The sequence below is a fragment of the Emergencia sp. genome, assembly GCF_048465375.1.
Taxonomy (GTDB): domain Bacteria; phylum Bacillota; class Clostridia; order Peptostreptococcales; family Anaerovoracaceae; genus Senimuribacter.
This window is the reverse complement of sequence record NZ_DBFWLQ010000001.1, coordinates 36,839-63,387: the sequence shown is the minus strand read 5'-3', so window position 1 is coordinate 63,387 and position 26,549 is coordinate 36,839. Positions and strand designations below refer to the sequence as shown.

General features: G+C 46.0%; 24 protein-coding genes. 13 read left to right on the top strand and 11 right to left on the bottom strand.

The annotated features are described in order from the left end of the window. Positions 1 to 61: 61 nt before the first annotated feature. Positions 62 to 1,660, bottom strand: coding sequence for a CTP synthase (locus ACMQ5W_RS00335; protein ID WP_419022421.1), 1,599 nt, complete (start codon positions 1,658 to 1,660; stop codon positions 62 to 64). 386 nt (positions 1,661 to 2,046) lie between these two features. On the opposite strand from ACMQ5W_RS00335, the gene ACMQ5W_RS00330 reads away from it, so the two are divergent. The 3 genes from ACMQ5W_RS00330 (at position 2,047) to ACMQ5W_RS00320 (ending at position 5,876) form a co-directional block, all read left to right on the top strand. Next, positions 2,047 to 3,075, top strand: a complete 1,029-nt coding sequence (locus tag ACMQ5W_RS00330) for a threonine aldolase family protein (RefSeq protein ID WP_148493639.1) — start codon at positions 2,047 to 2,049, stop codon at positions 3,073 to 3,075. A gap of 283 nt (positions 3,076 to 3,358) precedes the next feature. Then, positions 3,359 to 5,290, top strand: coding sequence for a bifunctional metallophosphatase/5'-nucleotidase (locus ACMQ5W_RS00325; protein ID WP_419022420.1), 1,932 nt, complete (start codon positions 3,359 to 3,361; stop codon positions 5,288 to 5,290). A 76-nt stretch (positions 5,291 to 5,366) separates the two neighbouring features. Then, on the top strand, positions 5,367 to 5,876 hold the full coding sequence (locus ACMQ5W_RS00320; RefSeq protein ID WP_419022418.1) for a DUF2284 domain-containing protein: 510 nt from the start codon (positions 5,367 to 5,369) through the stop codon (positions 5,874 to 5,876). A gap of 72 nt (positions 5,877 to 5,948) precedes the next feature. Here ACMQ5W_RS00320 and ACMQ5W_RS00315 read toward each other — a convergent pair whose 3' ends face one another. Then, entirely contained in the window at positions 5,949 to 7,049 is a 1,101-nt protein-coding gene (locus tag ACMQ5W_RS00315; RefSeq protein WP_419022416.1) for a HutD family protein, read from the bottom strand. Positions 7,050 to 7,167: 118 nt separating this feature from the next. On the opposite strand from ACMQ5W_RS00315, the gene ACMQ5W_RS00310 reads away from it, so the two are divergent. Both ACMQ5W_RS00310 and ACMQ5W_RS00305 read left to right on the top strand, forming a co-directional pair. Further along, a complete protein-coding gene (locus tag ACMQ5W_RS00310; protein ID WP_419022415.1) occupies positions 7,168 to 8,046 on the top strand; it encodes a hypothetical protein in 879 nt (292 codons plus the stop codon). A gap of 11 nt (positions 8,047 to 8,057) precedes the next feature. Next, a complete protein-coding gene (locus ACMQ5W_RS00305; RefSeq protein WP_419022413.1) occupies positions 8,058 to 8,471 on the top strand; it encodes a C-GCAxxG-C-C family protein in 414 nt (137 codons plus the stop codon). A gap of 103 nt (positions 8,472 to 8,574) precedes the next feature. Here ACMQ5W_RS00305 and ACMQ5W_RS00300 read toward each other — a convergent pair whose 3' ends face one another. From ACMQ5W_RS00300 to ACMQ5W_RS00290, 3 genes are all read right to left on the bottom strand, one after another. Then, positions 8,575 to 9,630, bottom strand: coding sequence for a radical SAM protein (locus ACMQ5W_RS00300; protein WP_419022411.1), 1,056 nt, complete (start codon positions 9,628 to 9,630; stop codon positions 8,575 to 8,577). Between the two features lie 142 nt (positions 9,631 to 9,772). Continuing rightward, entirely contained in the window at positions 9,773 to 10,327 is a 555-nt protein-coding gene (locus tag ACMQ5W_RS00295; protein WP_148493632.1) for a TetR-like C-terminal domain-containing protein, read from the bottom strand. Between the two features lie 25 nt (positions 10,328 to 10,352). Further along, positions 10,353 to 11,015, bottom strand: a complete 663-nt coding sequence (locus ACMQ5W_RS00290; RefSeq protein ID WP_148493631.1) for a Crp/Fnr family transcriptional regulator — start codon at positions 11,013 to 11,015, stop codon at positions 10,353 to 10,355. 93 nt (positions 11,016 to 11,108) lie between these two features. Between ACMQ5W_RS00290 and ACMQ5W_RS00285 the strand changes: the two genes are divergently transcribed. The 4 genes from ACMQ5W_RS00285 to ACMQ5W_RS00270 all read left to right on the top strand — a co-directional run bounded on the left by ACMQ5W_RS00285 (position 11,109) and on the right by ACMQ5W_RS00270 (position 15,947). After that, positions 11,109 to 11,801, top strand: a complete 693-nt coding sequence (locus ACMQ5W_RS00285) for an ATP-binding protein (RefSeq protein WP_419022409.1) — start codon at positions 11,109 to 11,111, stop codon at positions 11,799 to 11,801. 33 nt (positions 11,802 to 11,834) lie between these two features. Then, complete coding sequence (locus tag ACMQ5W_RS00280; RefSeq protein ID WP_419022408.1) at positions 11,835 to 12,731, top strand: PfkB family carbohydrate kinase; 897 nt, start codon at positions 11,835 to 11,837, stop codon at positions 12,729 to 12,731. Positions 12,732 to 12,953: 222 nt separating this feature from the next. Continuing rightward, on the top strand, positions 12,954 to 14,561 hold the full coding sequence (locus ACMQ5W_RS00275; RefSeq protein WP_419022406.1) for an amidohydrolase: 1,608 nt from the start codon (positions 12,954 to 12,956) through the stop codon (positions 14,559 to 14,561). Between the two features lie 6 nt (positions 14,562 to 14,567). Continuing rightward, positions 14,568 to 15,947 carry a branched-chain amino acid transport system II carrier protein gene (locus ACMQ5W_RS00270; RefSeq protein WP_419022404.1) on the top strand — a complete coding sequence of 460 codons (1,380 nt, stop codon included), beginning with the start codon at positions 14,568 to 14,570 and terminating at the stop codon, positions 15,945 to 15,947. Between the two features lie 478 nt (positions 15,948 to 16,425). Here the strand turns inward: ACMQ5W_RS00270 and ACMQ5W_RS00265 are convergent, their stop codons facing one another. The 6 genes from ACMQ5W_RS00265 to ACMQ5W_RS00240 all read right to left on the bottom strand — a co-directional run bounded on the left by ACMQ5W_RS00265 (position 16,426) and on the right by ACMQ5W_RS00240 (position 21,232). Beyond that, positions 16,426 to 16,830, bottom strand: a complete 405-nt coding sequence (locus ACMQ5W_RS00265) for a hypothetical protein (protein ID WP_419022402.1) — start codon at positions 16,828 to 16,830, stop codon at positions 16,426 to 16,428. Between the two features lie 101 nt (positions 16,831 to 16,931). Next, complete coding sequence (locus ACMQ5W_RS00260; protein WP_419022400.1) at positions 16,932 to 17,600, bottom strand: DUF4367 domain-containing protein; 669 nt, start codon at positions 17,598 to 17,600, stop codon at positions 16,932 to 16,934. Position 17,601: 1 nt separating this feature from the next. Beyond that, positions 17,602 to 18,126 (bottom strand): RNA polymerase sigma factor, encoded by a 525-nt coding sequence (locus ACMQ5W_RS00255; RefSeq protein WP_419022398.1) that lies wholly within the window; start codon positions 18,124 to 18,126, stop codon positions 17,602 to 17,604. Between the two features lie 142 nt (positions 18,127 to 18,268). Further along, positions 18,269 to 18,457, bottom strand: coding sequence for a hypothetical protein (locus ACMQ5W_RS00250; RefSeq protein WP_419022396.1), 189 nt, complete (start codon positions 18,455 to 18,457; stop codon positions 18,269 to 18,271). Between the two features lie 269 nt (positions 18,458 to 18,726). Next, on the bottom strand, positions 18,727 to 19,362 hold the full coding sequence (locus ACMQ5W_RS00245; protein ID WP_419022394.1) for a hypothetical protein: 636 nt from the start codon (positions 19,360 to 19,362) through the stop codon (positions 18,727 to 18,729). A 637-nt stretch (positions 19,363 to 19,999) separates the two neighbouring features. After that, positions 20,000 to 21,232, bottom strand: a complete 1,233-nt coding sequence (locus ACMQ5W_RS00240; RefSeq protein WP_419022392.1) for a dynamin family protein — start codon at positions 21,230 to 21,232, stop codon at positions 20,000 to 20,002. 1,007 nt (positions 21,233 to 22,239) lie between these two features. Here ACMQ5W_RS00240 and ACMQ5W_RS00235 point away from each other — a divergent pair. The 4 genes from ACMQ5W_RS00235 (at position 22,240) to ACMQ5W_RS00220 (ending at position 26,466) form a co-directional block, all read left to right on the top strand. Next, a complete protein-coding gene (locus ACMQ5W_RS00235; protein ID WP_419022390.1) occupies positions 22,240 to 22,674 on the top strand; it encodes an RrF2 family transcriptional regulator in 435 nt (144 codons plus the stop codon). Positions 22,675 to 22,816: 142 nt separating this feature from the next. Next, positions 22,817 to 24,106, top strand: coding sequence for an O-acetylhomoserine aminocarboxypropyltransferase/cysteine synthase family protein (locus tag ACMQ5W_RS00230; RefSeq protein WP_419022388.1), 1,290 nt, complete (start codon positions 22,817 to 22,819; stop codon positions 24,104 to 24,106). An 18-nt stretch (positions 24,107 to 24,124) separates the two neighbouring features. Continuing rightward, complete coding sequence (gene cysK / locus ACMQ5W_RS00225; RefSeq protein ID WP_419022386.1) at positions 24,125 to 25,060, top strand: cysteine synthase A; 936 nt, start codon at positions 24,125 to 24,127, stop codon at positions 25,058 to 25,060. A 71-nt stretch (positions 25,061 to 25,131) separates the two neighbouring features. Beyond that, positions 25,132 to 26,466 (top strand): oligosaccharide flippase family protein, encoded by a 1,335-nt coding sequence (locus ACMQ5W_RS00220; protein ID WP_419022384.1) that lies wholly within the window; start codon positions 25,132 to 25,134, stop codon positions 26,464 to 26,466. The last annotated feature ends 83 nt before the right edge of the window (positions 26,467 to 26,549 follow it).

Sequence of the window (26,549 nt, the reverse complement as noted above, 5' to 3'; positions counted from 1 at the left end):
AAAAGAGGTAGCTGCGCTGACAAGTATTGTCGACGTAACCGCCTCTTTTAATTTGCAGCGATTATTCCTTTTCTAAACTGGCTTTGATAAACTCACGGAACAGCGGGTGGGCGTGATTTGGTCTTGATTTAAACTCCGGATGATATTGCACGGCTGCAAAAAAACGCTTACCGGGGATTTCAACAGCTTCCACCAGTCTGCCGTCAGGAGAGGTCCCTGCAATCACCAGTCCCGCAGCTTCCATAGACTCCCTATAATCATTGTTGAACTCGTAACGGTGTCTGTGCCGTTCCTGAATTTCTTCTTTTCCATATGCATGCGCCAAAATAGTGCCTGCTTTGATTTTGCACGGATAGGCTCCCAGTCTCATGGTTCCGCCTTTGGGCAGGTTGCCTTGCTGGTCAGCCATCAAATCGATGACCCGATGTTTGCTCTCTGGTACAAATTCTCCTGAATGCGCGTCCTCAAGACCTGCCACGTCTCTGGCAAATTCAATGACAGCAGTCTGCATGCCCAGGCAGATTCCCAGGTATGGAATATCCTGTTCCCTGGCAAACTTAGCCGCCAAAATCTTTCCTTCGATGCCCCTGTCGCCGAAGCCTCCGGGAACCAGAATTCCATCTACATCTCCCAGCAGGCTGTCTGCAGTATCCGCAGTCAGACCCTCTGCTTCAATCCACTTGATATCCACCTTGGCATCGTTTTCATAACCGCCGTGGCGAAGGGCTTCAGCCACAGAAAGGTAGGCATCGTGCAGCTTCACATATTTCCCTACCAGGCCGATCATCACTTTTTTCTCACGGCATGCGATCCGTTCCAGCATGGCTGTCCATTCTTCCATATCACAAGGTCCGGCGTTGAGGGAGAGTTCTCGGCAGACAATCCAGCTCAGATTGGACTTTTCCAGCATCATAGGCGCTTCATAAAGCACAGGCAGTGTGATATTTTCAATAACACAGTCCTTCTTGACATTGCAGAACAGTGAAATCTTATCGATGATTTCCTGGTCTACCGGTTGATCCACGCGCAAGACAATGATGTCAGGTGAAATGCCCACAGTACGCAGCTCCTTTACAGAATGCTGTACCGGTTTGGACTTATGTTCGCCTGAACTCTGCAGATACGGCACCAGGCAGACGTGGATGAAGATACAGTTTTCTTTCCCCACTTCCAGGGATACCTGCCTGATGGCTTCTAAGAAGGGCTGACTTTCGATATCGCCCACGGTGCCGCCGATTTCCGTAATGATAACATCTGCGTCAGATGTCTCGCCCACATTATAGATGAAAGATTTGATTTCATTGGTGATGTGCGGGATTACTTGTACTGTATTCCCAAGGTATTCCCCATTTCGCTCCTTGTTTAAAACATTCCAATAGACCTTCCCCGTTGTCAGGTTACTGAATTTGTTCAGATTTTCGTCGATAAATCTCTCGTAATGTCCCAAATCCAAATCTGTCTCCGCCCCATCCTCGGTGACAAAAACCTCTCCGTGCTGATAAGGACTCATGGTGCCTGGGTCGATGTTAATATACGGGTCCAGCTTCTGTGCGGCCACTTTCAGTCCTCTAGCTTTGAGCAGCCGTCCCAAAGATGCCGCAGTGATTCCCTTGCCGAGACCTGAGACCACGCCGCCTGTAACAAAGATATATTTTTTCATAATCCTGCTCCCTTCTATCTCGCTTGACAAAAAAACAAAAGCGCAAAAACCAAAAAGAAATAAGGTCTGCGGCGTTTTCAGTGAGTAGGATATCTAAGACCCCGAAACTCGCCATCTTTTCCTCATTTCTATATGTTTTGCGCATTTTTAAATAATATTACTGAAATATTATACGCTCTTTTTCATGACTTGTCTAGTGTTTTTTGCGCATGACCATTTGTCAATAATCATCCAATTCTTTCAGTAATATCGAGTGACTTCAATATATAATCCTTGCAGCTATTTACATTGTAAAAATTTCGTAAATATCTTCCAAAAATAGATGAATTGTTCTGAAAACTATTCTATAATAGAGGTATCTGACAGATTAGAGGAGGAAGATAACAATGATTTATTTTAGAAGTGATTATAGCCAGGGTGCACATCCTGATGTTCTGCAGGCATTGATTGATACCAATTTGGAACACACCGACGGATACGCCCTGGATCCACACAGTGAACACGCAGCACAGATGATCAAAGACTTGATTGGCAGGCAGGACTGCGAAGTATATATGATGGTCGGCGGTACGCCATCGAATATCATCACCATCACAGCTGCTCTGCGCTGTTACGAAGCAGCAGTGGCCCCTAAGTCAGCTCATATCTGCACGCACGAATGCGGCGGTGTAGAAGCCGCCGGACACAAAATCATGTATTACGATACCGAAGACGGCAAGCTGACTCCAGAACACATTGAAGCAGCATGGGACGAGTTTGAAGACGACCATACCGTCATTCCAAAGATGGCATGCATCTCTCATACTACCGAACTAGGTACGATTTATACCAAAGCAGAGTTAGAAGCGCTGAGCAAATGCTGCAAAGAACACGACATGTATCTCTACATGGACGGTGCACGCCTTGGAACTGCTTTGACGTGCGAGGACAGCGACTTAACCATCAAAGACATCGCTCAGCTGGTCGATGCCTTCTACATTGGCGGAACCAAGAACGGTGCGCTTCTAGGAGAAGCCATGATTATTTTCAACGACGCCATCAACGATCACTACAGATGGGTCATCAAACAGCACTGCGGTATGCTGGCAAAAGGACGTCTCATCGGCGTACAGTTTGAAGCCCTGCTCAAGGGCGGCGAAGACAGCATCTATTTCCAGATGGCTGCACACTCCAACGCAATGGCAAAAATGCTCCGTGAGGGTATCGAAAAGGCCGGTTACGGATTTCTGGGGAACTCCCATACCAACCAGATTTTCCCGCTTCTGCCTGCTGCCAAGGTCAAAGAACTCGAAGAGAATTTTTTCTTCTATGAGTGGGCTCCAGAAAAAGACGGCCTGATTGCCATCAGACTGGTGACTTCATGGGGAACTACGGAAGACGATGTGAAAGCATTCCTGGATGCTTTACATAAATAAAACCACTTATTTCTTTAATAAGGTCTGTCCTGCGATTTTCTTCGTAAATCGGGACCAGTACCATTTGCAGTCAGCCCTTTTCCAATCGAACTTCGCCCATCGGCTCGTTCTCTTGGAGGGTGGTTGCATAAGGTCTGTCCTGCGGTTTTCTTCGTAAATCGGGACCAGTACCATTATACGACTAGCGCCATTCCGCTCTCTTTGTTCGCGGGGCGCTAAAGCATAAGGTCTGTCCTGCGGTTTACTTCGTAAATCGGGACCAGTACCATTAAGGAGGCGAATTATGCGAAAGAACAAGAGATTATTAACGATTTTGCTGGCTGTCTGCCTAGTCGTTGCGATGATGCCATCTATGGTCTTTGCAGCAAACGCAAAATCAGACGACATCGTGGTGCTCTATACCAACGACGTCCACTGCGGAATCGACGACAGTATCGGTTATGCCGGTCTTGCCGCCTACAAAGCAGACAAGCTGAAAGAAACGAAGAATGTCGTCCTCGTGGACGCAGGCGATGCCATCCAGGGAGACCTGGCAGGCGCTCTTTCCAAGGGTGACTACATTGTCGACATCATGAACCAGGTCGGCTACGACGTGGCAGTGCCAGGAAATCATGAGTTCGACTTCGGCATGGAGCAATTTTTGGAGCTGACAAAAAAATCCAACGCTAAATATATCAGTTCCAACTTCATGGATACCAAAGCAGATAAGACCGTCTTTGATCCGTATGTCATCAAAGAAATCGGCGGCAAAAAGGTCGCATTCGTCGGCATCAGCACACCGGAATCCATCACCAAATCTACGCCGGCTTTCTTCCAGGACGAAAAAGGCAACTATATCTACGACTTCTGTAATGATAAGACAGGCAAGAAACTCTATGCAGCTGTTCAGAAAGCCATCGACGCTGCAAAGGCAGAAGGCGCTGACTATATCATCGCTCTCGGACACATGGGAATCGACGAGCAGAGCAGCCCATGGACATCCAGAGAAGTCATCGCCAACACCACTGGCTTAAACGCCTTTATCGACGGTCACTCCCACAGCACAGTAGCCAGTGAATCAGTAAAAGACAAAGCAGGCAAAGAAGTTACTCTATCTCAGACCGGAACAAAGCTGGCCGCTATTGGTGAATTAATCATTACAGCGGATGGAAAGATTTCCACCAGCCTAGTCACCGACTATGCAACAGAGGATGAAAAGACCGCAGCTCTAATTAAAGAAGTAAAAGACAAAATCGAGGCAGTCTCCTCCAAAAAAGTGGGTACTTCTGAAGTCCTCTTGACCACGCTGGATGCCGAAGGCAAACGCGCTGTCAGAAATCAGGAAACCAATATGGGTAATTTCTGCGCTGACGCTTACCGCATCATCGGAGGCGCAGATATCGGCATCGTCCAGGGCGGCGGTGTCCGTGCCGATATCAAGGCTGGCGACGTAACCTACGGTGATATTATCGCCCTCCATCCTTGGGGCAACATGTACGGCGTCATCGAAGCGACCGGACAGCAGGTTCTCGACGCTTTAGAACTTGGCGCCATAAATATACCTGATGAAGTCGCTGGATTCTTACAGGTATCCGGTATCACCTATGAAATTGACACCACCGTTCCTTCAACCGTTGTAATTGATGAAAATAAAATGTTCGTCAAAGTTGCCGGTGCAAGAAGAGTGGTCAATGTCAAGGTAAACGGTGTGCCAATCGATCCGAAAAAGACTTATACTGTCGCATCGACAACTTACATTCTGACCCAGCAGGGTGACGGCTATACCATGTTCGACGGCTGCAAGGAAGTCACTAAGGAGTCGCTGGTTGACACAGAGGTCATTCAGAAATACATCGAGAAGCTGGGCGGAACCATCGGTCAGCAATATGCGAAGACCGAAGGCAGGATCAAAGTGCTTACTGCAGCAGACAAAGCACCTATCAAAGAATACAAGGCTGCCCTCGCGCGCACGACGAAGCTCACTTCTGCAAAAGCTTCCGCCAAGACTAAGAAAATTACCGCTAAGATCAGCGGCAACAGCAAAGCTTATGGATTCTACTATAAGGTGACAAACTCTAAAGGCAAGATCGTATCTTCCTTATCAAAACCTGGTAAAACCTTTACCAGCAAGAAACTTGCCAAGGGAAAATATACTGTCAGCGTAAGGCCTTACACCTATGTAACTGGTGAAAAGGTATACGGCAAGACGGTCAGCAAAAAAGTAACGATTAAATAGCATTATAGTTTTAGGGACTCTGCCTGCGGCAGAGTTCCTTTTCTAAAGATACAAAACTGAAAAGGAGGAGGAAGTATTGAGTGACTTGCTAAAACGAGAGTTGATGAATAAAGCCATGGAGATGGGAGCCCAACAAGCGGCAATTTTCACCCTGGATCAAATTGTCTTCGACCAGAGAACCTTTCTAAAATGTCTCTTTGGATGTCCCGGTGGAATGCCCTACTGCCCATCCAAACAAGATGTCGCCAATTCCTTGGTATACGCCGATATTATAAAAAATTACAGTTGGGGGATTATACTGTGCACAGAGGACTTAAAACTAGGGCAAAAAATCACCCTGGAATTAGAAAGTCGCGCATTTCTATCAGGCTGCCACTTTGCCTTCGGTGCAACAGAATGCGAAAACTGTGATGCCTGTTCTTTCTCGGAAAAAGGAACCTGTATCAATCCCAAAAAAGTCAGACCCCCGCTATATGCCCTCGGCATAGACGTATACAGCACAGCAAAAAATTTAGGCTGGGGATTGCAGGTTGTCCAGCATAAAGGCGATCCCGCAAAAAATATCACTGCAGTATTCGTGGAATAATAAAGAAGGCAAATCATTAAAACCCCCGAGGCAAGACATCGTGTCAACACGCCGGGGGTTTTCAGTATTTTTCTAAAGCAGATCCACTCTGTTGCCGTCTTCATCATACTGGTATCGTCCAGAATTCTTGTATTTCTTAAGTAGTCTGTCCAGGCGCTCATTAGTGGCTCGCTGTTTTTCCAGAACTTTCTGCTCGTAAGGCGTCAGGCTGTCAATGTCTTTGATATGCTTTCTCACAGGCTTAGGCACCACAGCAAAATACAGCAGCGGCGAAATTAAGAAAATATCGGCCAGCAGCCAAACTGCGATAGCGATGATGCACCCTGCCGTAGAAAGATGATTGATTCCAACGGCAGCTACGATAGCCGCACCGATGGTAGCGATGAAGAATGTCAGGTATAAGCGTTCAATCTTTCGAATGGCCGCTGTCAACGCCTCGTCAAACCACTGGGTTTTTAACTTCCTAAAAATGAAGCCCGCCCCCCGAAACTGGATATTGGCCAAATACACACAGGCCTTAAAGTCATCAAAAGTCGGCTTTTCAGGCGGTATGATGGTAGGTCCCATCTCCTCCTGATGATAGTTAAAGAAAATCTGCGCTCTGATCAGATGTCCCTCGCCCATAACCGATATCGTCGGAATCTTACCATTCTCACTGTTGATAATCAGTTGCTGTCCCGCCGTCAACATCACAGTCTTGTGGTCTATGGTGATAGTCGCAAATCCGTCTCTGCAATAATACCCCTGCGTACACTGCTCAAATTCTGGATACTGCTCCATTGCCGGCGTCTGGCTGTTCTGATCTGGTATAATCACATCCAGAAAGCCTTTATTCCCCTTTGCGACCATCAAATTGTAATCTGTGATTTTGCCGAAGCTCTTCGTGTCATATCCTCCGTCAAAGCTGTCCTGCTCCAATTCTCCAAGTCTGGCCACTCTCACGTCCTGATGTGCCAGCACCACGTCGCCTTCCAGTACCATCAAAACACGATCAAAATCTGCCAGCTTCGTAAAAGCAGACTCCTCTTTTTCACAAGTGGCTGTACTTAAACGCCAGAGAAAGTTTCTCTCTATGTACGCTGCCGTCTCCGGGAAAATTGCCAATTGAGTTGTCTTTCCGCCCGTCCAATTGGAAATGCGAAAATCGTCCTGTTTATAAATTTTGTATTCCATACTCATCATCCTATATCGCTGCGTAATAATTAATATATTCTTAATTATAACGTCCATTTCTTGATTAAACAACCTTTTTATAGTATAATTGCAGGCAGATTAGCGATTGGAGATAGTAATGAATAGAACAGACGGATATAGACTGAAGAATTGCGATCCGATGTACGAAATCATACCGCATATCATGACAAAACGGTATGACGCGACTAACTACATCGATTTGGATCTCGATTTAGACGCAATACAGAGCTATATAAACAAGTGTCGCAGCAGGGGGATCAAAATGAATCATATGAGCGTGATGGTGGCAGCCTATCTCAGGCTGGTATCCCAGAACCCGAACCTGAATCGCTTTGTGGTAAACAAGAGGCTCTTTGCCCGAAACCATTTCTGTGTTTCCTTTGTAACCCTGAAGTCCAACGGAAGCGGCGGAGAAGAAACCATAGCAAAAGTGTATTTTAATTTGGATGACGACATCTTCGAAGTAAACAGGAAAGTGACAGAAGCGATACAGATCAACCGCGCTGACGGAAACACCAGTTCCATGGACCGCCTTCTTCGCAAAGTGATGAAGGTACCCTTTCTGATCCGCACAACGGTCAGTTTCCTGAAGTGGTGGGACAGACATTTTTCACTGCCCTTCCCAGTCATCGACGGCAGTCCTTTCCACACATCCCTCTTCATCACCAACCTGGCTTCGATCCGGCTCAACGCCGTGTACCATCACATATACGATTTTGGGACAACCGGCATCTTCATTGCCATGGGGCAGCCTCAGAAAAAACTGTTCAAAATCGGTGAGGTCGTAGAAGAGCGAAAAGTCATTCCTGTCAAGGTGACTACCGATGAGAGGATTGAAAGCGGTTATTACTTTGGGCGCTGCTTCAAAGAGTTCAAGAGATATCTGAGCAATCCTGACGTCCTTGAAATCAAACCAGAGACCATCATAAAGGACCCCAATGTATATGTAAAAAATCCAAAATTCATAGTGAAATAGAGGTGAAATAAATGAACAGAAAAGAACAAGCAATCGAACTCCACGGAAAAGGCTACAACTGTGCCCAGTCTGTAGTCTGCCCTTTCTGCGAAGAACTGGGCACCGACCTTGAGACAGCATTCAGACTCTCAGAAGCCTTCGGCGGCGGCATGGGTACGTTCAGTACCTGCGGAGCAGTATCCGGCATGGCCATGGTCATCGGCATGAAACAGTCTGACGGCAGTCTGGACAAACCGAAGTCCAAAAGCCAGTGTTATAAGCTGATGAAGGAAGCCACCAACAGATTTCTTGCCATGAACAAATCCACCATCTGCCGTGAAATCAAAGGCATGGACGGCGGCGAAGTCCTCAGAAGCTGCAACGGCTGCATCGAAGATGCTGTCGCCATCGTAGAAGAACTGCTTTTCGATAAAAAAGAAGACTAGACCGATACTAGAAAATCAAACGCTGAGAACGGCAATCGTGCCATCTCAGCGTTTTTAACGATTTAGGAACTGGTACCTGCTGTAATCGCCAAGGTTATAATTATCATTCAAAAACTCCCCTGCACTTCAAATCACAGTGGTAGTATTCCATGAAGCAGTCCGACCGATACGCGGCCAGCAGGGAGTTTTCTTTTAGATTCATCCCGCTGCACGGCAAAAAACTGCACGGCTTGATTCTGCCGTCCGTGCTGACGCTGCAATAATACTTACCGGCAATGCAGCCACCAGTCATCGCCTCGTCTTTGCAGAAGTTGATAGTGAGCAGAGGTTTCGATTCGCGATATTTTTTTGTCAGTTGGTAGACTTGGTCCTCAGACTCCGCCAGAGACGAGAAAAACCAGCAGAATTTTGCTCCCCGCTCAATGGCATCGTCAAAAAACGCCTCCCGGGCAAACCGTTCCGCATTCGATTTGTCATACATGCAGTATTCACCATAAGGCAGTTTTTTTGTCCTGAGAATAGCAAAGACGTCGTCCAGCTTTTTGTCGTCTGCCGCAGCATATACGCGGATAGCCGGAATGAAGTTCTTCACCCGCAGCGCCTGCTCTGCAAAATCTTCGTCAATTTGCAGGCCGTCTGTAAAGGCCATGAACTGGCAGTCTGTATGCTTGTTGCAGAGAGCGACAACCTCTTCCTTGCGTGCAAGCGGTTCTCTGCCGCTCAGTAAGAACATGAACGTCCCTAAATCCTTCGCCTGCTCTATGATGCCGTCCAGATCGTCGAAAGAAAGAATTTCTTCATCCCCTTCCTGTCCCATATCCAGGGCAATGACCCAGGGAATGTTGCACTGGTATTTTACTGCCGACTCCTTTGCCTGTATCGCGGCCAGAGCATTGGCGTTGATGACAAGATTTTCGAATAAAGCCTTTCGAACATCGTCGTCTATGTCCTGCCACAAACTAGCTAGCAGACGATACCAGTTGCTGTCTTTTTCCGCAATGATCTTTCTAAACACGTCTCTCTGCACGGTCAAAACGTCATCTCTGACAAATTTGTCCACCCATTCCATCAGCTTCGGCATATTCGTCTCAGGATCCCTATCAAGGTAATGGTAGGCAGCTTTCATCCCTAATTTTTTTAATTCACGTCCCACACTCATATCATCCTACTCCTCATTCTTCTCCTATTATTACCTCATCATATTAGCAAGTAAATCTTTCCTCAATAGACAAAGAAAAAGACGTGCAACATTTTGTGACACGCCTAGTTGATTGTATAAAATTCTTACAGATGCATAAATCCTATTTAGCGAACTTCTCCAGCGTTCCTTCCATCGTTCCGTCAATCACCAAAAAGAACTTATTAATGCTGCCTTTATATTCCTCGCTCATACCGTCAGAAACCCACTCTGTGATAATGCCTACCAGGCCAAAGGTAAATACGTTGACCACGAAATCCAAATCTTCCTTTTCGATGCACTTTCCCTCTGCAAAGGTCTGGGCAATGTCTGCAATAGCCGGTCTGGCAAGATTCTGCATGAATTTCTCAAGCTGCCTGCGGTTCACCGAATAAAAAGTATTCATAATAAAGGCTTTATCACTGAGCAGACGGTTCATCAGAGCTTCTATGCTCTCTTTCCAATCCCTGCCTTCCACGCAATCGTTCATGAACTTCTTTGCTTCTTCTGTAAAGATCCACTCCACCAGGTCGTAGACATCGTGAAAGTGATAATAAAAGGTCTGCCTGTTGACCCCGCAGTCGTCGGTGATATCCTTTACTGTAATCTTATCCAAAGTTTTCTTTTCCAGCAGCTTCTTAAGGGATGCTGCCAATGCTTTTTCTGTCAAAAGAGACATAATCGCTTCCTCCCATCTCTTACATCTAATTATACAGTATAAATTGATTCTTGTAAAATTCGATCAGCCCTTCGTCTTTCATCTTGGAAAGTTCTCTCGACAAAGCGCTTCGCTCCACCGACAGATAATCTGCCAGCTGCTGCCGATTAAAAGGAATGATGAGTTCCCGTTTCCCTTGTCGGCTGCTCTCATCTGAAAGGTAAGAAACCAGTTTCTCTCTGATAGACTTTCGGGACAAATGCGCCATCTTTCTAGTCAGCATCAGATTTTTCTGTGCCATGGCACGCAGCATATTCTTGATAATTATATTATGAAAATCACAATTTGATGAGCAAGTCGTCAGCATCTTCTCCATAGAAAAAAATGCAACTTCGGCCTGCTGTACCGCCACGACAGCGATGCTCTGATACTCCTCAGCCAATACTGCATAGACTTCGTCAAAGATATCGCCTGGTCCTACTTCCGTCAAAATCTCTCGATTTCCGAGAAAGTCTTCTCTAATGATGTGAAGCTGTCCACTGATCACCAGACCGACTCCCTTTGCCCGCTCTCCCTGGTGAACGACGAATTGATCCCTGTCGTAATGAGACAGCTTTACGTCAAAACAACTGATAACACGTTCGAGATCTTCTTCTTTGATACCCAAAAAAAGAACTGATTTTTTCATGGCATCACATATTTTTTTCATTTTTTCTCCTTTACGTTGCAGAAGCAACGGAAATATATTTTTCATTGTATTATAATCAGACTATAAAAGTCAAGAAAAACAGAGGTAAGTAAAATGATTAGAAGAATAATACACATAGACGAAGAGAAATGCAATGGCTGCGGCGCATGTGCCGCGGCCTGTCACGAGGGTGCCATCGGCATGTCGAACGGTAAAGCAACGCTGCTGCGGGACGACTATTGCGACGGCCTCGGTGACTGTCTGCCAACCTGCCCCACCGATGCCATCACTTTTGTAGAAAGAGAAGCTGCCGCCTACGACGAAGCTGCCGTCAAAGCCAACATGGCAGCGAGGGCATTGGCAGAGGAGAGCGCCTGCAGCTGTCCCGGCGCAGCAGCCAAAGTTCTGCATCCGCAGGCTGCTCAAGCCGCCAGTCAGGAAATACCGTCACAGCTGGCCAACTGGCCGGTACAGATCAAATTGGCACCAGTCAGAGCCGGATATTTTGACGGAGCAGACCTTCTCATCGCAGCAGACTGCACGGCTTACGCTTACGCCGCCTTTCACCAAGATTTTATCGCAGGGCGAATCACTTTGATCGGCTGTCCAAAACTAGACGATGTGGACTACACCGAGAAGTTAGCAGAGATCTTCCGGCAGAATGACATCCGCTCAGTCACGGTAACGCGCATGGAGGTGCCTTGCTGCGGCGGTCTGGAAATGGCCGTCAGACGCGCCGTTGATGCAAGCGGAAAAAAACTTGCCCTTCAGGTAGTGACTATTTCCACAGATGGTGGTAAAATTTAAGACAATCATTCTAAGAAAAGGTCGTACTTGTCAATGAAGAAAATTTTGCTCATCGGCTCTACCGTAGCCGACATCATCATCAATCTGGATCATCTGCCAACAACTTCCGGCGACGTCAACGTCATCTCACAGGAGATGTCTCTGGGAGGCTGCGCATACAACGTTTCCAATATGATCCACCTCTTTGACGTCCCTTACAGGCTCTTCTCACCTGTAGGTACAGGGCTTTACGGAGACTTTGTCAGAAATCAGCTGGCAGTAAAGGGACTGGCATCACCTATGCCTACCCCCGATCAAGCCAACGGCTGCTGCTACTGTTTTGTCGAAGAAGGCGGCGAACGGACTTTCGTCTGTGATCACGGAGCGGAATATCTTTTTTATAAAGAATGGTTCGACACCCTCAAGATGGAAAAGGTCAGCAGCATCTATATCTGCGGTCTAGAAATAGAGGACAAGACCGGCGGCACCATCGTGGACTTTCTGGAAGCCAACAGCACCATTCCGGTATTCTTCGCGCCTGGACCGCGCATCTGTTTCATCGACCGGTCTTTGATGGATAGAATCTTTGCCCTGCATCCCATCGTTCACCTCAACGAGGATGAACTCTGCGGATTTACCGGTGCAGCATCCCTGGAGGAGGGAACCAGAGCCCTCTACGCTCTGACCGGCAATACAGTCATTGTCACTCACGGTGCAGAAGGCGCCTATTATTATGATGGAGACGAGTTTATTCACGTTCCACCTGTCAGAGCAGAAAAAGTAGTCGACACCATCGGCGCCGGCGACTCCCATATCGGCACCGTTATGGCCTGCCTAGCCAAGGGCAGGTCAATCTATGAGGCCATCAAAACAGCCAATGCGGTTTCTTCCCTGGTGGTGGGCAAGAAAGGCGCCACCCTCAGCCGCGAAGAATTGGCCATTACAATATAAGATTGCCTGGGGTTTCAACTAGATCTACTAGTTGGAACCCCTTTTTCGTGGCATCATACTCGGATAAAAATTTCCAAGTAATCTCAAAAAAAAATAATATTATCAAATTTTTTTCATACAATGTCGGAAGGCAAAGTGCCAAAAATGGCTCATTTCTAATTTTCTGAAAATGGCACAACTCTTGCAATACTTTACCGTGTGAAAGGAGCGTGAAAAACTAACATGAGCGCAAACAAAAAAACGGTCTATGTAAATGGCAGACTATTTACATCTGACGATCACAATTTATATGCCGACGCGATGGCAGTAGAAAACGGTATTATTACATGGGTGGGCAAAGAATCCGAAATGCCTGCTGATTATTCTGAAAAAATTGATTTAAAGGGTAAACGCGTCTTACCTGGATTTGTCGATGCACACATGCATCCAATTATGCTTGCCGATTACAGTAAAAAGATTTCGGCCCTGCCTCCAAACGTAAATTCTCTCACCGATCTGGCGGACAGAATCCGCACAGTCAGAGAGACGCAGAGTGCAGACCAGTGGATTGAAGGCTGGGGTTACGACGAAGGCAAGCTGGCCGAGAAACGTTCTCCAAACAGATACGACCTGGACAAAGGCTGCAGCGATGCACCGGTTTCCATCATCCGTACCTGCGGTCACATCAGATGTGTCAACAGCAAAGCGCTGGAACTAGCCGGCATCACCAAAGATACGCCAGATCCACAGGGCGGCAAAATCGACCGCGATGAAAATGGCGAACCTACCGGCGTGCTGCGTGAGAACGCCAGAAATCTCGTAACGCCTTATATGCCTGATCTGACCTTTGACCAGACCATTGATCAGCTGCTGGATCTGGGTAACCTGTTATCCTCCCAGGGCGTCACATCCATCAGCGATATGGGACTCCTGGATAACAACGATCCTTATGACTACTACACAAGAGCTGCTGCAAAAGGTTTTAAACAGAAAGTCAGCATCTATTACATGTGGGACAATTTCATGAACGACGACAGTTTCAAAATCACCAAAGAACAGTTCAACAAGGATCAGCAGATCCAGGCTTCCGGTCTGAAAATCATCGGTGACGGAAGTGTTTCCGGCAGAACCGCCTGGATGAATCATCCTTATCTGGGAACCACCGACGACTACGGTATCTCTGTCTGCTCCGATGAAGTCATGGAAACAGCCATTGCTTTCTGTAAAGAAAACCGCTGTCAGCTTTCCATGCACGCCATGGGCGGCAAGACCATCGATAGAATTGTAGACAGAGCTTACATAGAAGATAAATGGACAGATGACGATACACCCCATCTGCGCCTTGAGCATGTAACGGAACCATCAGATGCGGCTATTGCCAAAACAGTAGAAAAAGGGTTCGGCTTTGCTACGCAGCCAATTTTCCTCTACTGCGAAATTGAAAGTTACCTGACGAACCTGGGACCTGAAAGAACCAAAACCACCTACCCAGTAAAGAAAATGCTGGATGCCGGGGTCAATCTCTGCTTTTCCACAGACGCCCCTGCTACTTCCTGGGCAGTGCCGTCCGATCCGTTCCCTTGCATCAAAGCGGCTGTCACCAGAAAGGCTTACGACGGCACAGACTGCGGTCAGGGTCAGAAGGTAGATATTGAAACAGCTATCAAGCTTTACACGAAGAGCAGCGCCAAAGTCTCCGGCCTCAAGGGTGTCGGCGAATTGAAACCAGGATATCGTGCAGACTTTATCGTGCTCAGCGATGACATCCTGTCCGTACCGGCAGACGACATCGACAAAGTGTGCGTAGACAAAACCTATATCTCAGGCGAAATGATTTATGAAAGGAACTAATTGTTTATGAATAATAAGAATGTCTTAAAAGACAGTTTAGTCATAGGGTTCGCCATGTTTGCCGTTTTCTTCGGCGCAGGCAACTTAGTATTCCCGCCTCAAATCGGACTGGTATCCGGTTCGGCCATCTTTCCAGCCATCATCGGTCTGACCCTTTCCGGTATTTTATTCCCGATGTTAGCGGTAGCTGCAGTGGGCAACGTGGGTACCAATCTGGAAGATATCTGCCGTCATGCTCATGCAAAACTGCATTTGGCTTTCATGGCTGTCGCAATCTTAGGCGTCGTCTTTGGAACCATTCCAAGGTGCGGCGGCGTGGCCTACGAAATCGGTCTCTGCGGCATCTTCCCGTCAATTCAGTCCACCGCAGTAAAGTGGGTGTTCCTCCTGGTGTTCTTTGGAATCTCTTTCCTGCTCGCCAGCAGTAAATCCAGCGTCATGGACAATATCGGAAAATTCATTACGCCTATTCTTTTAATCTGCCTGTTAATCATCGTCGTACTGACCATCGTCAATCCGATTGGCAGCCCAAAAGGCGGCATCGTTGAAAATTCCTTTAGCAATGCCTTCCTGACGGCCATCAACACCGGAGACGTGGGAACGGGTATCCTATGCGGCGGGATCTTCATCGCGACGCTCAACGCCAAAGGCTACAAACCTGGTAAAGAGCAGAAGAAGATTTTATTCAATGTCATCGTGGTAGCATTTATCATCCTGTTTGTTGTATATGCAGGTCTCTGTTACCTGGGTTCTACAGGAACAGACCTCTTTGCTCCTGACACAGACAACACCGTACTGCTGGTAGGTCTGATCAGAAAACTGGCCGGCTACACCGGTATCGTCGTACTGTCTCTTGCCATCATCTTTGCCTGCTTCACCACGGCAGCCGGCATGATTGCCACTGCTGCAGACTGGGTGGTTATGCTGTCAAAAGAGAAGGTTCCATATAAGTTGGCGGCTCTGATTCTAGCTATCGCCATCATGCTGGTCGCATCCACAGGTGTCAGCTTCGTCATCAAGTTATCTGGACCGCTGTTTATGCTATTGTTCCCGATGTGCATCGCCTTGACTGTTTTGGGTGTCTTCAAAAAATTCATCCCTAACGACGGCGCATGGAAGGGCGCAGTCCTGATGGCTATCATCGTCGGTTTCTACCAGGCATACAGCGTAGCCATCGCCAACGGACTGATTCCGGCAGGACCTGCTTTCATCGACAATCTCTTCAACGCCATCCCGCTGTCTCAGTACGGCCTCACTTGGCTGGTGCCTTGTCTAGTCGGCGGCATCGTCGGCGCCATCATCTGGAAAGTGCTCGGCAAAGAGAGCATCGTAGATGAAATCGACAAGATTATCGCAGAAGAAAACGCGGGAAGCGTTAGTGCGTAATCGGAGATCGCCTTGGTTGCGCGCTGCGAAGCTGCAAAGTTGCGCTCTGAGCTCCATTGATGCGCGCTGCGAAGCTGGTTAAGCTAACTAAGTAATCTAATAAACTCCTAGAAATTATAATAACGAATTAAAGGCGGAAGGGCCGGTGGAGAAATTCCACCAGCCCTTCCGCCAGTTTTTGTAAGAACGCACGAGCTACCTTTTGCTTGCACAAAGACATAAAAGTCATTCACGCTTGTTTTGTACTTTTTGCTGTGGTTTAGATTTCTCTGCACAAATATAGGTCAGACCTAGGGCAAACCTGTAGCAGAAAAGCTCTCTAAAAATAACCCAAAGAAAAATAGCCCTAAAACACCTTTCTAACGTAGATACAAAAAGGGGGGGCGTTTGTGCAGGCCACAGCCAAATTCCTCAAAAAGAACAAACCGACCGTGAAGCAAGAGTTAAATCAAGTTGCTTTAATACGCAAGCCATTTTTCTACGATATTTTTTTATAGATAAGCAGTCCGCCAGGGTCTTTTTGATCTCTTGTATTCTGTGCATTCAACATCAAATAGCCTTTTTTAATGGATAATATATATTTGTACCCCTCTTCATTAGTAAACGTCAATTTTCCTACTTCAGCCCGTATTTCCGCCTCATAGCTTTCATGCGAGTCCGTATACTTTACAGTACTCTTCCCTGCAATCTCCAAAAACGTGTCGCCAAACCCTTCCCCCACCTGTTCACCATTCTGCCATTGCTCTGTCAATTCCCATTTACCCGTATACCTGTCAACGTTATCGCCAGCGTAGTTGTTTCTGCTGTAAGCGAATAGTACTATCGCAATGGCCACTACCACTATCAGCACGCTGCCTAGCAGATACAAATTTCTTTTTTTCATGGTTCCTCACTTTCGTTTAAAAACCCCTTTCTAATTTGTTCTTTCACTATATACAACAAATCAAAAAGGGGGTTTGTGACATCATTTTTAGATTTTTTAAATTAATCCTTTAACTTAACATTCTTCGCTACTTTGACTGCTTCTTTTTGGCTTAGTCCTGTGAACAAATCCAGGGTATAATCGCCGACCTGCCAAATGATTACGCTATTCTTATCATCATAGAACAGCAATGCCTGATAACTGTTGACCATGATTTCTCTTTGCTTAAAGGTGTCATTGTCCACTGACATATTGTAGTCTTCGCTCCTGTTCACAGTAAAATGAATATACTGCTCCTTATCATTGCCATAGACAGTCTTCCAGCCGAAAATATCAGAACTGTGCTCCAGGTGTTCATACCCTTTTGGCACATATCCCAGTTCGAACTCAGGGATTTTGCTCTCATCATCCTCACCATCAAGGTAGGACAAATCCGTATGCCCCTCTTTCTCGTCAGCGAAGTAGTTGAACATCTTCTCCTTCACGCCTTCGGAGGATATGACCACCAGTCCCATGATCAGCACGAGCACGGCAACGAGAATCAACGCGCGGCGGAAGGGTCTTCTGGTCCTCATCTTCTTTCTCACTGGTTCTGCAAAGAACGGCGGATCTGGCACGGAGTCATCTTCCAAAGCGTCAAAATATGCTTTTCTGCTCTTGCACAGTTCTTTTCCATATGCAGAAAGGATGTCCTCAGCCAGCTTGTCGATATCCTGATTCTTATCAATCATCTTATTCCACCTCCCTGTCAATCAGTATTGCGCGCAATTTTATAGTTGCCCGCTCCAGCCTTTTCCTGACGGCTGCTTCGCTTTTGCCCACTGCCTTGGCAATCTCGGCATGGCTGTATCCACAGCCGAACCGCAGAAGGATGATATCCTTGTCAATATTGTTCAGTTCACCGAGCAGTTCCTGCAGCTCCGGGCCAAATCCATATTCATCATGAAAAGAACCTGTGTCAACCTGGTCCATCGTCAGTTCATTGATGACAAAGGGGTCCTGCACATCCGCTTTCTTCTTTTGGTTGTACAGGTTTATCGCCGTATTCTTCACTGCAGTGCAGAGATAATTTCGAAATTCTCCTTTGGGTAGATTCAGCTTGTCTGTATGCTTATAGATAATTTCCCATAAGGCTGTCTGAATCACATCCTCCACCTCGTGCTCATCATGCAAAATCTCATAGGCCAATTTTCGCGTCAATTTCCCATATTGGCCCTCTAGCTGCTCAATAATTGCATCTCTTACATCATTACTCATCAGATTCTATACCTCAAGTTTTATTATAATTAGTAATCCGATTATATCACAGATATAAGTTAGTTGGAATAATTAAAATGAGATATCAGCCCTTCTATATATAAAACAGTTCTGATACCCCACTTGTGACATAAAGCATAAATTATAGCGTTTTGAAAAATGCATAGATAGTGAAAATAAAAAGTGGTGTCCCAATAAAAACCCCGAAGTAATCAGAAAATTTCTGTATAGAATTTTCCCAACCTTTTCTTCGATATCCTGTAACTGCTGTGCTGAGAAGCATCACTTCCCCTGCCATACAAATAAGTATTGTAATACTTGTTTTATCCATTTCAACTTCCTCCCTACAAATGCTCGCCCAAAATGCGCTTATACCAAGGACATAATGACTTTAACAATTATGAAAATAGTAAAAGGGATCTTACCCTTTTCTCCCATCCTTATAGGCTCTCAGCTGGAAAGGCGTAATTGCCAAAGAAGCACCTAATGAAATGTAAATGCCGAGAACACTTTCATGAACAAAAATAAAAAATAGCAGAGCAGCAGCGATCATTAAATTGACAATATACCAAAAATCTTTTTCATTCTAATCTCCCCTCATCAAAAACCATCAAAATCAGGATCAGCTGTATCAGAAGGATACACCCCTGTATAATACTTGCTTTTCAAATAGGCCGTGCCTGCGTTGTAAGCCAAATCCGCACGCTTATAAATCCGCGTCTTTTTGTCTTTTGTAATCAGGTAGTAGTTCACTTCCCTTTTCCCCAGCCAATTCTCCTTGCCTGGCACAAACGTAATCCGCCCCAGCTCTTCATTGTTTTCATTCAATAGCAAAATGCTGCCCACGCCGTCATATTTACACAAGTACCACGTAGTTTCCAGTTTTCCGGTCTTCTCATCATACATGGTATCTTCCGGGTGCCTGATAAAATAGCAGTTGAAGTTTTCGTATATATGCTTTTCTGTATTTGTAAAAATCAAATTTTTTTCATCATAATTCAGGTTCTGATTGCTGACAGATATGCATATGTCGTCTCCCTTTATCAGCTTCAATTCATTCTTCCAGTCACGGACATCAGTAAAGGTGCCATTAAATAGCCCTTCCGGGTTTTTAATCTGCTGGTCAAAGGATTCTGCATTATCATCCCTGATATGTATCAGCAGCGACATCAAACCTATTGCTAGGACAAGAACAAAAATTATTACGCCTGTTGTTTTACTTTTTTTATCCGTCATATCATACTGCCTCTAAGTCAAACTCCGGTCTAGCTAAGGAAAGACAAACCCCTGCATAGCCCTCGTCAAATCTAATTCCTTTCCTCTCCAATTCGCTGTGTATTTCTCATCATAGTGGATCCAAAGGATTTTGTTGAAAGAATATTCAAAGGTGCTGATCACTTTGCCATCCTCATGAGCATGCAGCTTATTTCCCTCTTTTTCCGCCCTGAATATCTTGTTTTCATCAAAGCTGTAAACCCAACATCCCTATACAGCGATTACCATTATCATTGCCAAAATCATAATCAATACTTTTTTGTATTTTTGACTCATAGCAGTTACCTCCTATATGTCTCGCCTTGGCCAGCATGTCTCTCACTATATAAAACATATCTAAAAGGGGTTTTGTGACATCCTTTTAATATTTCCCAAATTTTTCGCGATTCTCTGTCCATCTCTTTAATCCGCATCAAATCCAGTGGATAGCAATATAACCATTATATCAGTTATCTATATCTTTAGTATACTTTTACCATAGTTCCTCGTCAACAAATACTCTGAAATTTAAGAATTCTTAAGAATTGATGCAAGCAAAAAGTGCCCGTCAGCAAGCACTCTGAATGAGGCGTTCTGCTGACCGACACTTCGTATTCTCTTATAATTCGTTTCTGATTTTTCTCAGCTGTCTGGACAACTTATTGATGTTGTTGATTCTTCTCACCACAGTATAGGCGTTTTCCTCCCGATAAAGCAGAATGCGATTCAGTGTATCGGTGAGGTTCTGGCAAAGAAGTTCCACTTGTCTCAGGAATTCTTCTTTGTCCATGGAGATCAACCCTGCCGGAAGCTGGGTAATCTCATAATGGTATTCCATACCGAAGAGTTCCAGGACTTTCTCTGACAGCTGCAGTTTCATCTCGTTGAGGTGGATCTCAAACCCGGCCTCGCAGCCAGCGGCCTTTGTTTTGATGTCCTCTATAGTCTTTGCTATAGCAGCAAAGCGCTCATCAAGCTCCTTGTATTCCATGTTCATCGCTTTCCAATAAAAGTCCAGCTGCGTCAAAGCGCTGGTGATGACATCTTTCAATTTCTTTTCTGTGGACTCCTCCAAAATTTCTCTGGCAGATTTCTTGCAGTCGTGAACGATGGCCTTTTTCAATTCCTCTACGCCGCGGCCGGTTTTGGCGCTGACGGGAAACATCGCAATCTCATTCATATCCATCATCTGGCACAGCAGTTTTTCGCAATAGTCCATGTAAGCAGACAGATCATTGTCATCTACGATATCTGCCTTGTTGACAGCAAAATAAAACTTTCCGGCAAACTCCTTGGTATTATGTAAAAAGTCAATTTCAATCTGGTTAATCGGGCTGTCCACGGACAGCAGAAAAATCACTGCATCACTTTCCTTCATGTAGTGATATGCCGTTTCTGTATTGTTCTTATGGAACGAACCGACACCTGGCGTATCGACAAAAGTCAGTCCGTTCTTCAGAAATTTTGACGGTGTGTGGAGGATGACGGATTCCACACCCAGCTTGTTTCCCATATTCTCCTGCTCACTGATGAATTCTGACAGCCGCGCAAATTCAACTGGTTCCACTACGCCATTCTGGTAGTGAACCTCGGCAGCTCTCTTACCATAAACCACCTTCGTCACGGCCGATGTAATCGGCACAATGCCCACGGGTAGGACACAATCCTCCAAGATCGCATTGGCCAAGGTGCTCTTGCCCCGCTTAAATTGCCCGATAATAGATACCGTGATATCTCTATTTTCCAATTTATCAATCAGCGTCTTCACATGATCCGCCTGCCCGCAGCAAGCTTCATCCCCCGAAAGAAGCTGGTATGTTTTCTTTGCTTGTTCTAATACATTGTTGTTCATTTATTCTCTCCTGCTCTGGATGATGTCATATGCCCACTGCCCAGATCCCCTGAGCGGTATAACTATTCTTTAGAATCCTCCTTGCGACGAAATCGCAAGATTGCGGAATTATTATGTTGCAGACATCCTTTTGAAAATTATCGTAGTCTGCAATGCAGTGAACGCTTCCTTGCAGCAACGCTGTAAAATAGTCGCGTTCATTATAACACAACGCTTCCTTTAAAAATAGAATCGAGCGTCATGTTTCAATGATTCCTTCCCTTCGGCAACGCCGCAAGATTGCGGAATCATTATAACACAATCTATATCTTGGAGCAAATCGTTCTTAATTAGTAATAGACTTTCAATTGTCATGAGGTTTGCGGCCTCTTCAGTCCGCAACTGACGCACCTAAAAAAAATGTCTGCAACATTTTCTACAAAGATTCTGACTGCGGACTAATAACGTTAATTTTGCTCCTAATTAGTCCGCAACTGCCTTTCGCCAAATAAATGTCTGCAACATTTTCTACATCCTATCCCATCTGCGGACTATTCTGTCCCTGAAATGGGTCTATGTAGTCCACAATCAGCCCGGCTAAAATAAATGTACTGTACTTTTTTGAAAAGCTCTACCATTTGCGGACTGCATTACCTGCTTGCACGATCTAAACAGTCCGCAGCCGAGTTCGTCCAAAAAAAAGTTCAGAACATTTTCTGAGCAGCATATCGTCTGCGGACTATTGCAAACACATCATTGGGCTCTAACAAATTTCCGTAACAAGCATTATGCCCATTGTTTCCCTACTAAACTAGTAGTATAATGGTTCTACCTTTTAACGGCGTTGCCGTAAGGAAAGAACCATTGAATCATGACGTTCAATTCTAATTTCAAAGGTATCGTCATGGTATAATGGTTCTACCCTTTAACGATGTCGCCGTAAGAAGGTACAACCATTGCATCATGCGAAAGTTCGTCCTTCAGACGATATTTCCTATGTCATAAAAAAGTCAGAAGAGGTAAACAATATGATGAAAATATCAACAAAAGGTCGTTACGCCATTCGAGTTATGATCGACCTTGCCGAAAATAATACTGGCAAATATATTCCCCTAAAAGACATCGCCGCCAGACAGGATATCTCAGAAAAATATTTAGAGAATATTATCTCCGCGTTGACTAAAGCTCATTTTCTAGAAGGGCTTCGAGGCAAAGGCGGCGGCTATAAGCTGACTCGTGAGCCTGATCAGTATACCATCGGCAGCATCCTCCGTCTGACCGAAGGCAGCCTCGCGCCGGTCGCCTGTCTTGAGGACAATCCTAATAAATGCTCTCGGATCGCATCCTGCAAGACCCTATCCATGTGGGAAAATTTCTACAAGATGATAGAGGATTACTTTGACGGCATCACCCTGGAGGATTTGCTGCAGTCAGGAACACCTGGCAATAACTATGTGATCTAACCATCAAAAATTTTGCACGATTTCCATTTCCCTATTGACATAATAGGTTTTTAGAAGTATAATTCCTATTAATCTAGTAGGAATATAGGAATCTATGACAGTTATAACAAATACAATACAGCAACGAAAGGAAGACAGAGCGATGACAAATACCACCTATCAATTCGAAACACTACAACTTCACGCAGGCCAGGAAAATCCTGATCCTGCAACTGACGCAAGAGCAGTGCCAATCTACGCGACTACGTCTTATGTCTTTAAAGATTCTGCCCAGGCAGCCGGCAGGTTTAACCTGACAGAAGGAGGCAACATCTACTCCAGACTGATGAACCCAACATCGGATGTCTTTGAACAGAGGATTGCCGCCCTCGAAGGTGGTACGGCGGCCTTAGCCGTCAGTTCCGGTGCGGCAGCCATTACCTATGCTGTACAGAACGTCACAAAGGCCGGCGACCATATCGTGTCTTCCGGCAGCCTATACGGCGGCACTTACAATCTGTTTGCCAATACACTGACAGACTGCGGCATCACGACCACCTTTGTAGACGGCAGCGACCCGGAGAACTTTGCCCGCGCCATCAAAGAAAACACCAAAGTCATTTACCTGGAATCCCTGGGCAATCCCAATTCCGATATCGTCGACCTGGGGGCTGTTTCAGAGATTGCACACAGAAACGGCATTCCCGTCATCGTAGACAATACCTTCGCCACGCCATATCTGTTCCGTCCCTTAGAACACGGAGCCGATATCGTCGTTCACTCAGCCACAAAGTTCATCGGCGGCCACGGTACCGTATTAGGCGGTGTCATTATCGATGGCGGAACCTTTGATTGGACAGCCACAGACAAATTCCCAGGTCTTTCCCAGCCAAACCCGTCTTACCATGGCGTCAAATTTACCGAGGCCTGTGGAAATCTGGCATATATCATGAAAATCCGCACCACTCTGCTGAGAGATACCGGAGCCTGCCTGTCACCGTTTAACTCCTTCCTGCTGCTGCAGGGACTGGAGACTTTGTCCCTGCGAGTGGAACGCCACGTCAGCAACGCCCTGCAGGTCGTGAAGTTTCTATCAAAACATCCCTTGGTAGAAAAGGTAAACCATCCTTCCCTGGCAACAGGCCAGGAGAAGGAACTTTACGATGCCTACTATCCAAAGGGCGGCGGCTCTATCTTTACCTTCGAACTGGCAGGCAGTGAGGAGAGGGCGAAAAAGTTTACAGAATCTCTGAAGCTATTTTCTCTTCTCGCCAATGTAGCCGACATGAAGTCCCTGGTGATTCACCCAGCTTCTACGACACATTCACAGCTTTCCAGCGAAGAACTGCTGGCAGCGGGAATCAAGCCGCAGACCGTCCGGCTCTCTGTCGGTACAGAACACATCGAGGACATCATCACTGACCTGGCACAGGCTTTTGATGCTGTCAAGTAACAAAGGAGATTATATAAAATGAAAAGAATTTATCAGTCAACAGATCAGCTGACAGGCGGCACACCGTTACTGCAGCTTTCCAAAATAGAAGAGAACTATGCGTTAAAGGCTTCCATCATCGCAAAACTGGAAATGTTCAATCCGGCCGGTTCCGTCAAAGACAGAATCGCCAAGGCCATGATTGAGGATGCGGAAAACAAAGGAATATTGAAGCCTGGCTCCACAATCATCGAGCCAACCAGCGGCAATACCGGTATCGGACTTTCCGCCATGGCCGCGGCCAAAGGCTACAAGACTATCATCGTGATGCCAGAAACCATGTCCGCCGAGCGGCGGGCTTTGATGAAAGCTTATGGTGCAGAACTGGTTTTGACCGACGGAACCAAGGGCATGAAAGGCGCTATCGCCAAGGCAGAGGAACTGGCTGCAGAAATTGCAGACTCTTTCATTCCCGGCCAATTTGATAACGCCGCTAATCCAAAGGTGCACAGAGAGAGCACTGGCCCGGAAATCTGGCAGGATACTGATGGAGAGATCGACATCTTTGTCGCTGGAATCGGAACCGGCGGCACCATTACAGGTGTCGGTGAATACCTCAAAGCAAAGAACCCGCAGATAAAAGTCATCGCCGTCGAACCCGCTGCTTCTCCCCTGCTGTCAAAGGGTACTGCCGGCGCTCACAAAATCCAAGGCATCGGCGCAGGTTTTGTTCCATCTGTTCTCAATACGGAAATTTACGACGAAGTGATTTTGGTTGAAAACGAAGAGGCCTTTGAGACGGGCAAAATGCTGGGTGAAGTGGAGGGATTGCTGGCTGGAATTTCTTCTGGCGCCGCCCTCTTTGCCGCATTGCAGCTGGCCCGCCGCCCGGAAAACGCAGGCAAAAACATCGTCGTTCTGTTACCAGACAGTGGGGACAGGTATCTTTCCACGCCTCTCTTTTCTGACAAATAATTTAAAGATTAGAGAATAGACCAAGCTCTTTCCTAATACATATTAACATATTGAAGAAGCATGGTGTTTATATGTTCTTAGGAAAAGTAAAGCAAAATATCATCGTTCTGGCCATATCCAATTTGATTATCGGCTTGATCGAGTTCATATTTAATATGTATCTGTCTCGAATTTTCGGTGCAGAAGGTTTGGGACTGCTCAGTCTGGTCTCACCGATCAACTGTCTGTTCCTCTCCTTCATGACCGAAGGACTGGTGGTCACCATATCAAAGATATCGGCAAAACACCAGCATTTCCGAAACTATGCAGAGATGGACATCAGCATCAAAATCTCCACCGCATTCAGTTTTTTGTGGTCCCTGTTCCTGGTGGGCGTCGTTTTTCTGACGGCAAAACCCATTGCGACCTGGTTCCTGGGAGATGCACAGCTGACCTATACAATTCTGGCGACTTGTCCGCTGATGATTCTCATGTCCATATCCAACATCGTCAAAGGGCATTTCCTCGGCCTGGCCAAAATCAAAGTCCCCTCTGCCATCAATATCAGCGAAAAGATACTCAGATTTCCCATCCTGTACTGTCTGATCAAATTCTGTCTCAATAAAACGTCTTTTCCTCCGGTTACGCTGATTTACCTCTGCTATGCCATCGGCGAGATGCAGAGCGTCTTGTTCCTGATGATTTACTATAAGAAAACAAAACCGAAAGTTCCTCCGCTAAAGATGAAGTTTGATTTAGTCGGCAGCACATTAAAGCCTTTGATCAAAGGCGCTACGCCAATTTGTCTGACGCAGTGCCTGATGGAATTTGTCAACGCCTTTTCTTCTGTTATTGTGAAATCGAGGCTTTGCTCCATCGGTTACACGGCTGCAGAGTCACTGACTCTGATGGGCAAGTACAAAGGCATGGTGTTTCCGCTGATGAACTATCCCATGATTCTAGTTGCGTCTACCTGTTCCATCGTCGTGCCAAAGATATCCACCATGATGGCCACAGGCAAATCCTATCAAGGGAACCGGCTGATTCACAGAGCATTGCTGACAGCCTTCACCATTGGTCTTGTCACAGGAGTCGTCTTCTGGTTTTTGGCCGACGAGATGGGCATGTTTTTTTACAAGAGAAATGACCTGACCTGGATGATCAGGCTGGCCGGTCTCTGCGCGCCTTTACTGTACGTCACCGGCACGACCACAAGCTTGATGATCAGCATCGGCCAGGAAGCGCAGTCCTTCCGCAATTCTCTGTTCCAGCAGCTGCTGCTTTTGATCTGTCTCATCATTTTTACGGGTATTCCATCCCTTAATATATATGGCTACATAGTAGCAATTGCGATTTCCAATATAGTACTCCTAATAAGAAATATGCATTCGCTTAATCTACACCGAAGCGCCCAAATTTCTTCTTAAAATCATCACACTTAGGCGCTATACTGATATTGTCAAAAGGAGATAGGTTACGCACAAACTTTTGAACGTTCTTTCTTAATTAA

Bases quoted from the DNA above. Each gene is read 5' to 3' on its own strand.
- ACMQ5W_RS00230 (WP_419022388.1), top strand. From the start codon at position 22,817: ATGACAAATACCACCTATCAATTCGAAACACTACAACTTCACGCAGGC.
- ACMQ5W_RS00325 (WP_419022420.1), top strand. From the start codon at position 3,359: ATGCGAAAGAACAAGAGATTATTAACGATTTTGCTGGCTGTCTGCCTA.
- ACMQ5W_RS00285 (WP_419022409.1), top strand. From the start codon at position 11,109: ATGATTAGAAGAATAATACACATAGACGAAGAGAAATGCAATGGCTGC.
- ACMQ5W_RS00275 (WP_419022406.1), top strand. From the start codon at position 12,954: ATGAGCGCAAACAAAAAAACGGTCTATGTAAATGGCAGACTATTTACA.
- ACMQ5W_RS00240 (WP_419022392.1), bottom strand. From the start codon at position 21,232: ATGAACAACAATGTATTAGAACAAGCAAAGAAAACATACCAGCTTCTT.
- ACMQ5W_RS00245 (WP_419022394.1), bottom strand. From the start codon at position 19,362: ATGACGGATAAAAAAAGTAAAACAACAGGCGTAATAATTTTTGTTCTT.
- ACMQ5W_RS00255 (WP_419022398.1), bottom strand. From the start codon at position 18,126: ATGAGTAATGATGTAAGAGATGCAATTATTGAGCAGCTAGAGGGCCAA.
- ACMQ5W_RS00250 (WP_419022396.1), bottom strand. From the start codon at position 18,457: ATGGATAAAACAAGTATTACAATACTTATTTGTATGGCAGGGGAAGTG.
- ACMQ5W_RS00335 (WP_419022421.1), bottom strand. From the start codon at position 1,660: ATGAAAAAATATATCTTTGTTACAGGCGGCGTGGTCTCAGGTCTCGGC.
- ACMQ5W_RS00260 (WP_419022400.1), bottom strand. From the start codon at position 17,600: ATGATTGATAAGAATCAGGATATCGACAAGCTGGCTGAGGACATCCTT.
- ACMQ5W_RS00280 (WP_419022408.1), top strand. From the start codon at position 11,835: ATGAAGAAAATTTTGCTCATCGGCTCTACCGTAGCCGACATCATCATC.
- ACMQ5W_RS00305 (WP_419022413.1), top strand. From the start codon at position 8,058: ATGAACAGAAAAGAACAAGCAATCGAACTCCACGGAAAAGGCTACAAC.
- ACMQ5W_RS00235 (WP_419022390.1), top strand. From the start codon at position 22,240: ATGATGAAAATATCAACAAAAGGTCGTTACGCCATTCGAGTTATGATC.
- ACMQ5W_RS00310 (WP_419022415.1), top strand. From the start codon at position 7,168: ATGAATAGAACAGACGGATATAGACTGAAGAATTGCGATCCGATGTAC.
- ACMQ5W_RS00330 (WP_148493639.1), top strand. From the start codon at position 2,047: ATGATTTATTTTAGAAGTGATTATAGCCAGGGTGCACATCCTGATGTT.
- ACMQ5W_RS00295 (WP_148493632.1), bottom strand. From the start codon at position 10,327: ATGTCTCTTTTGACAGAAAAAGCATTGGCAGCATCCCTTAAGAAGCTG.
- ACMQ5W_RS00220 (WP_419022384.1), top strand. From the start codon at position 25,132: ATGTTCTTAGGAAAAGTAAAGCAAAATATCATCGTTCTGGCCATATCC.
- ACMQ5W_RS00265 (WP_419022402.1), bottom strand. From the start codon at position 16,830: ATGAAAAAAAGAAATTTGTATCTGCTAGGCAGCGTGCTGATAGTGGTA.
- ACMQ5W_RS00300 (WP_419022411.1), bottom strand. From the start codon at position 9,630: ATGAGTGTGGGACGTGAATTAAAAAAATTAGGGATGAAAGCTGCCTAC.
- ACMQ5W_RS00290 (WP_148493631.1), bottom strand. From the start codon at position 11,015: ATGAAAAAAATATGTGATGCCATGAAAAAATCAGTTCTTTTTTTGGGT.
- ACMQ5W_RS00315 (WP_419022416.1), bottom strand. From the start codon at position 7,049: ATGGAATACAAAATTTATAAACAGGACGATTTTCGCATTTCCAATTGG.
- cysK (WP_419022386.1), top strand. From the start codon at position 24,125: ATGAAAAGAATTTATCAGTCAACAGATCAGCTGACAGGCGGCACACCG.
- ACMQ5W_RS00270 (WP_419022404.1), top strand. From the start codon at position 14,568: ATGAATAATAAGAATGTCTTAAAAGACAGTTTAGTCATAGGGTTCGCC.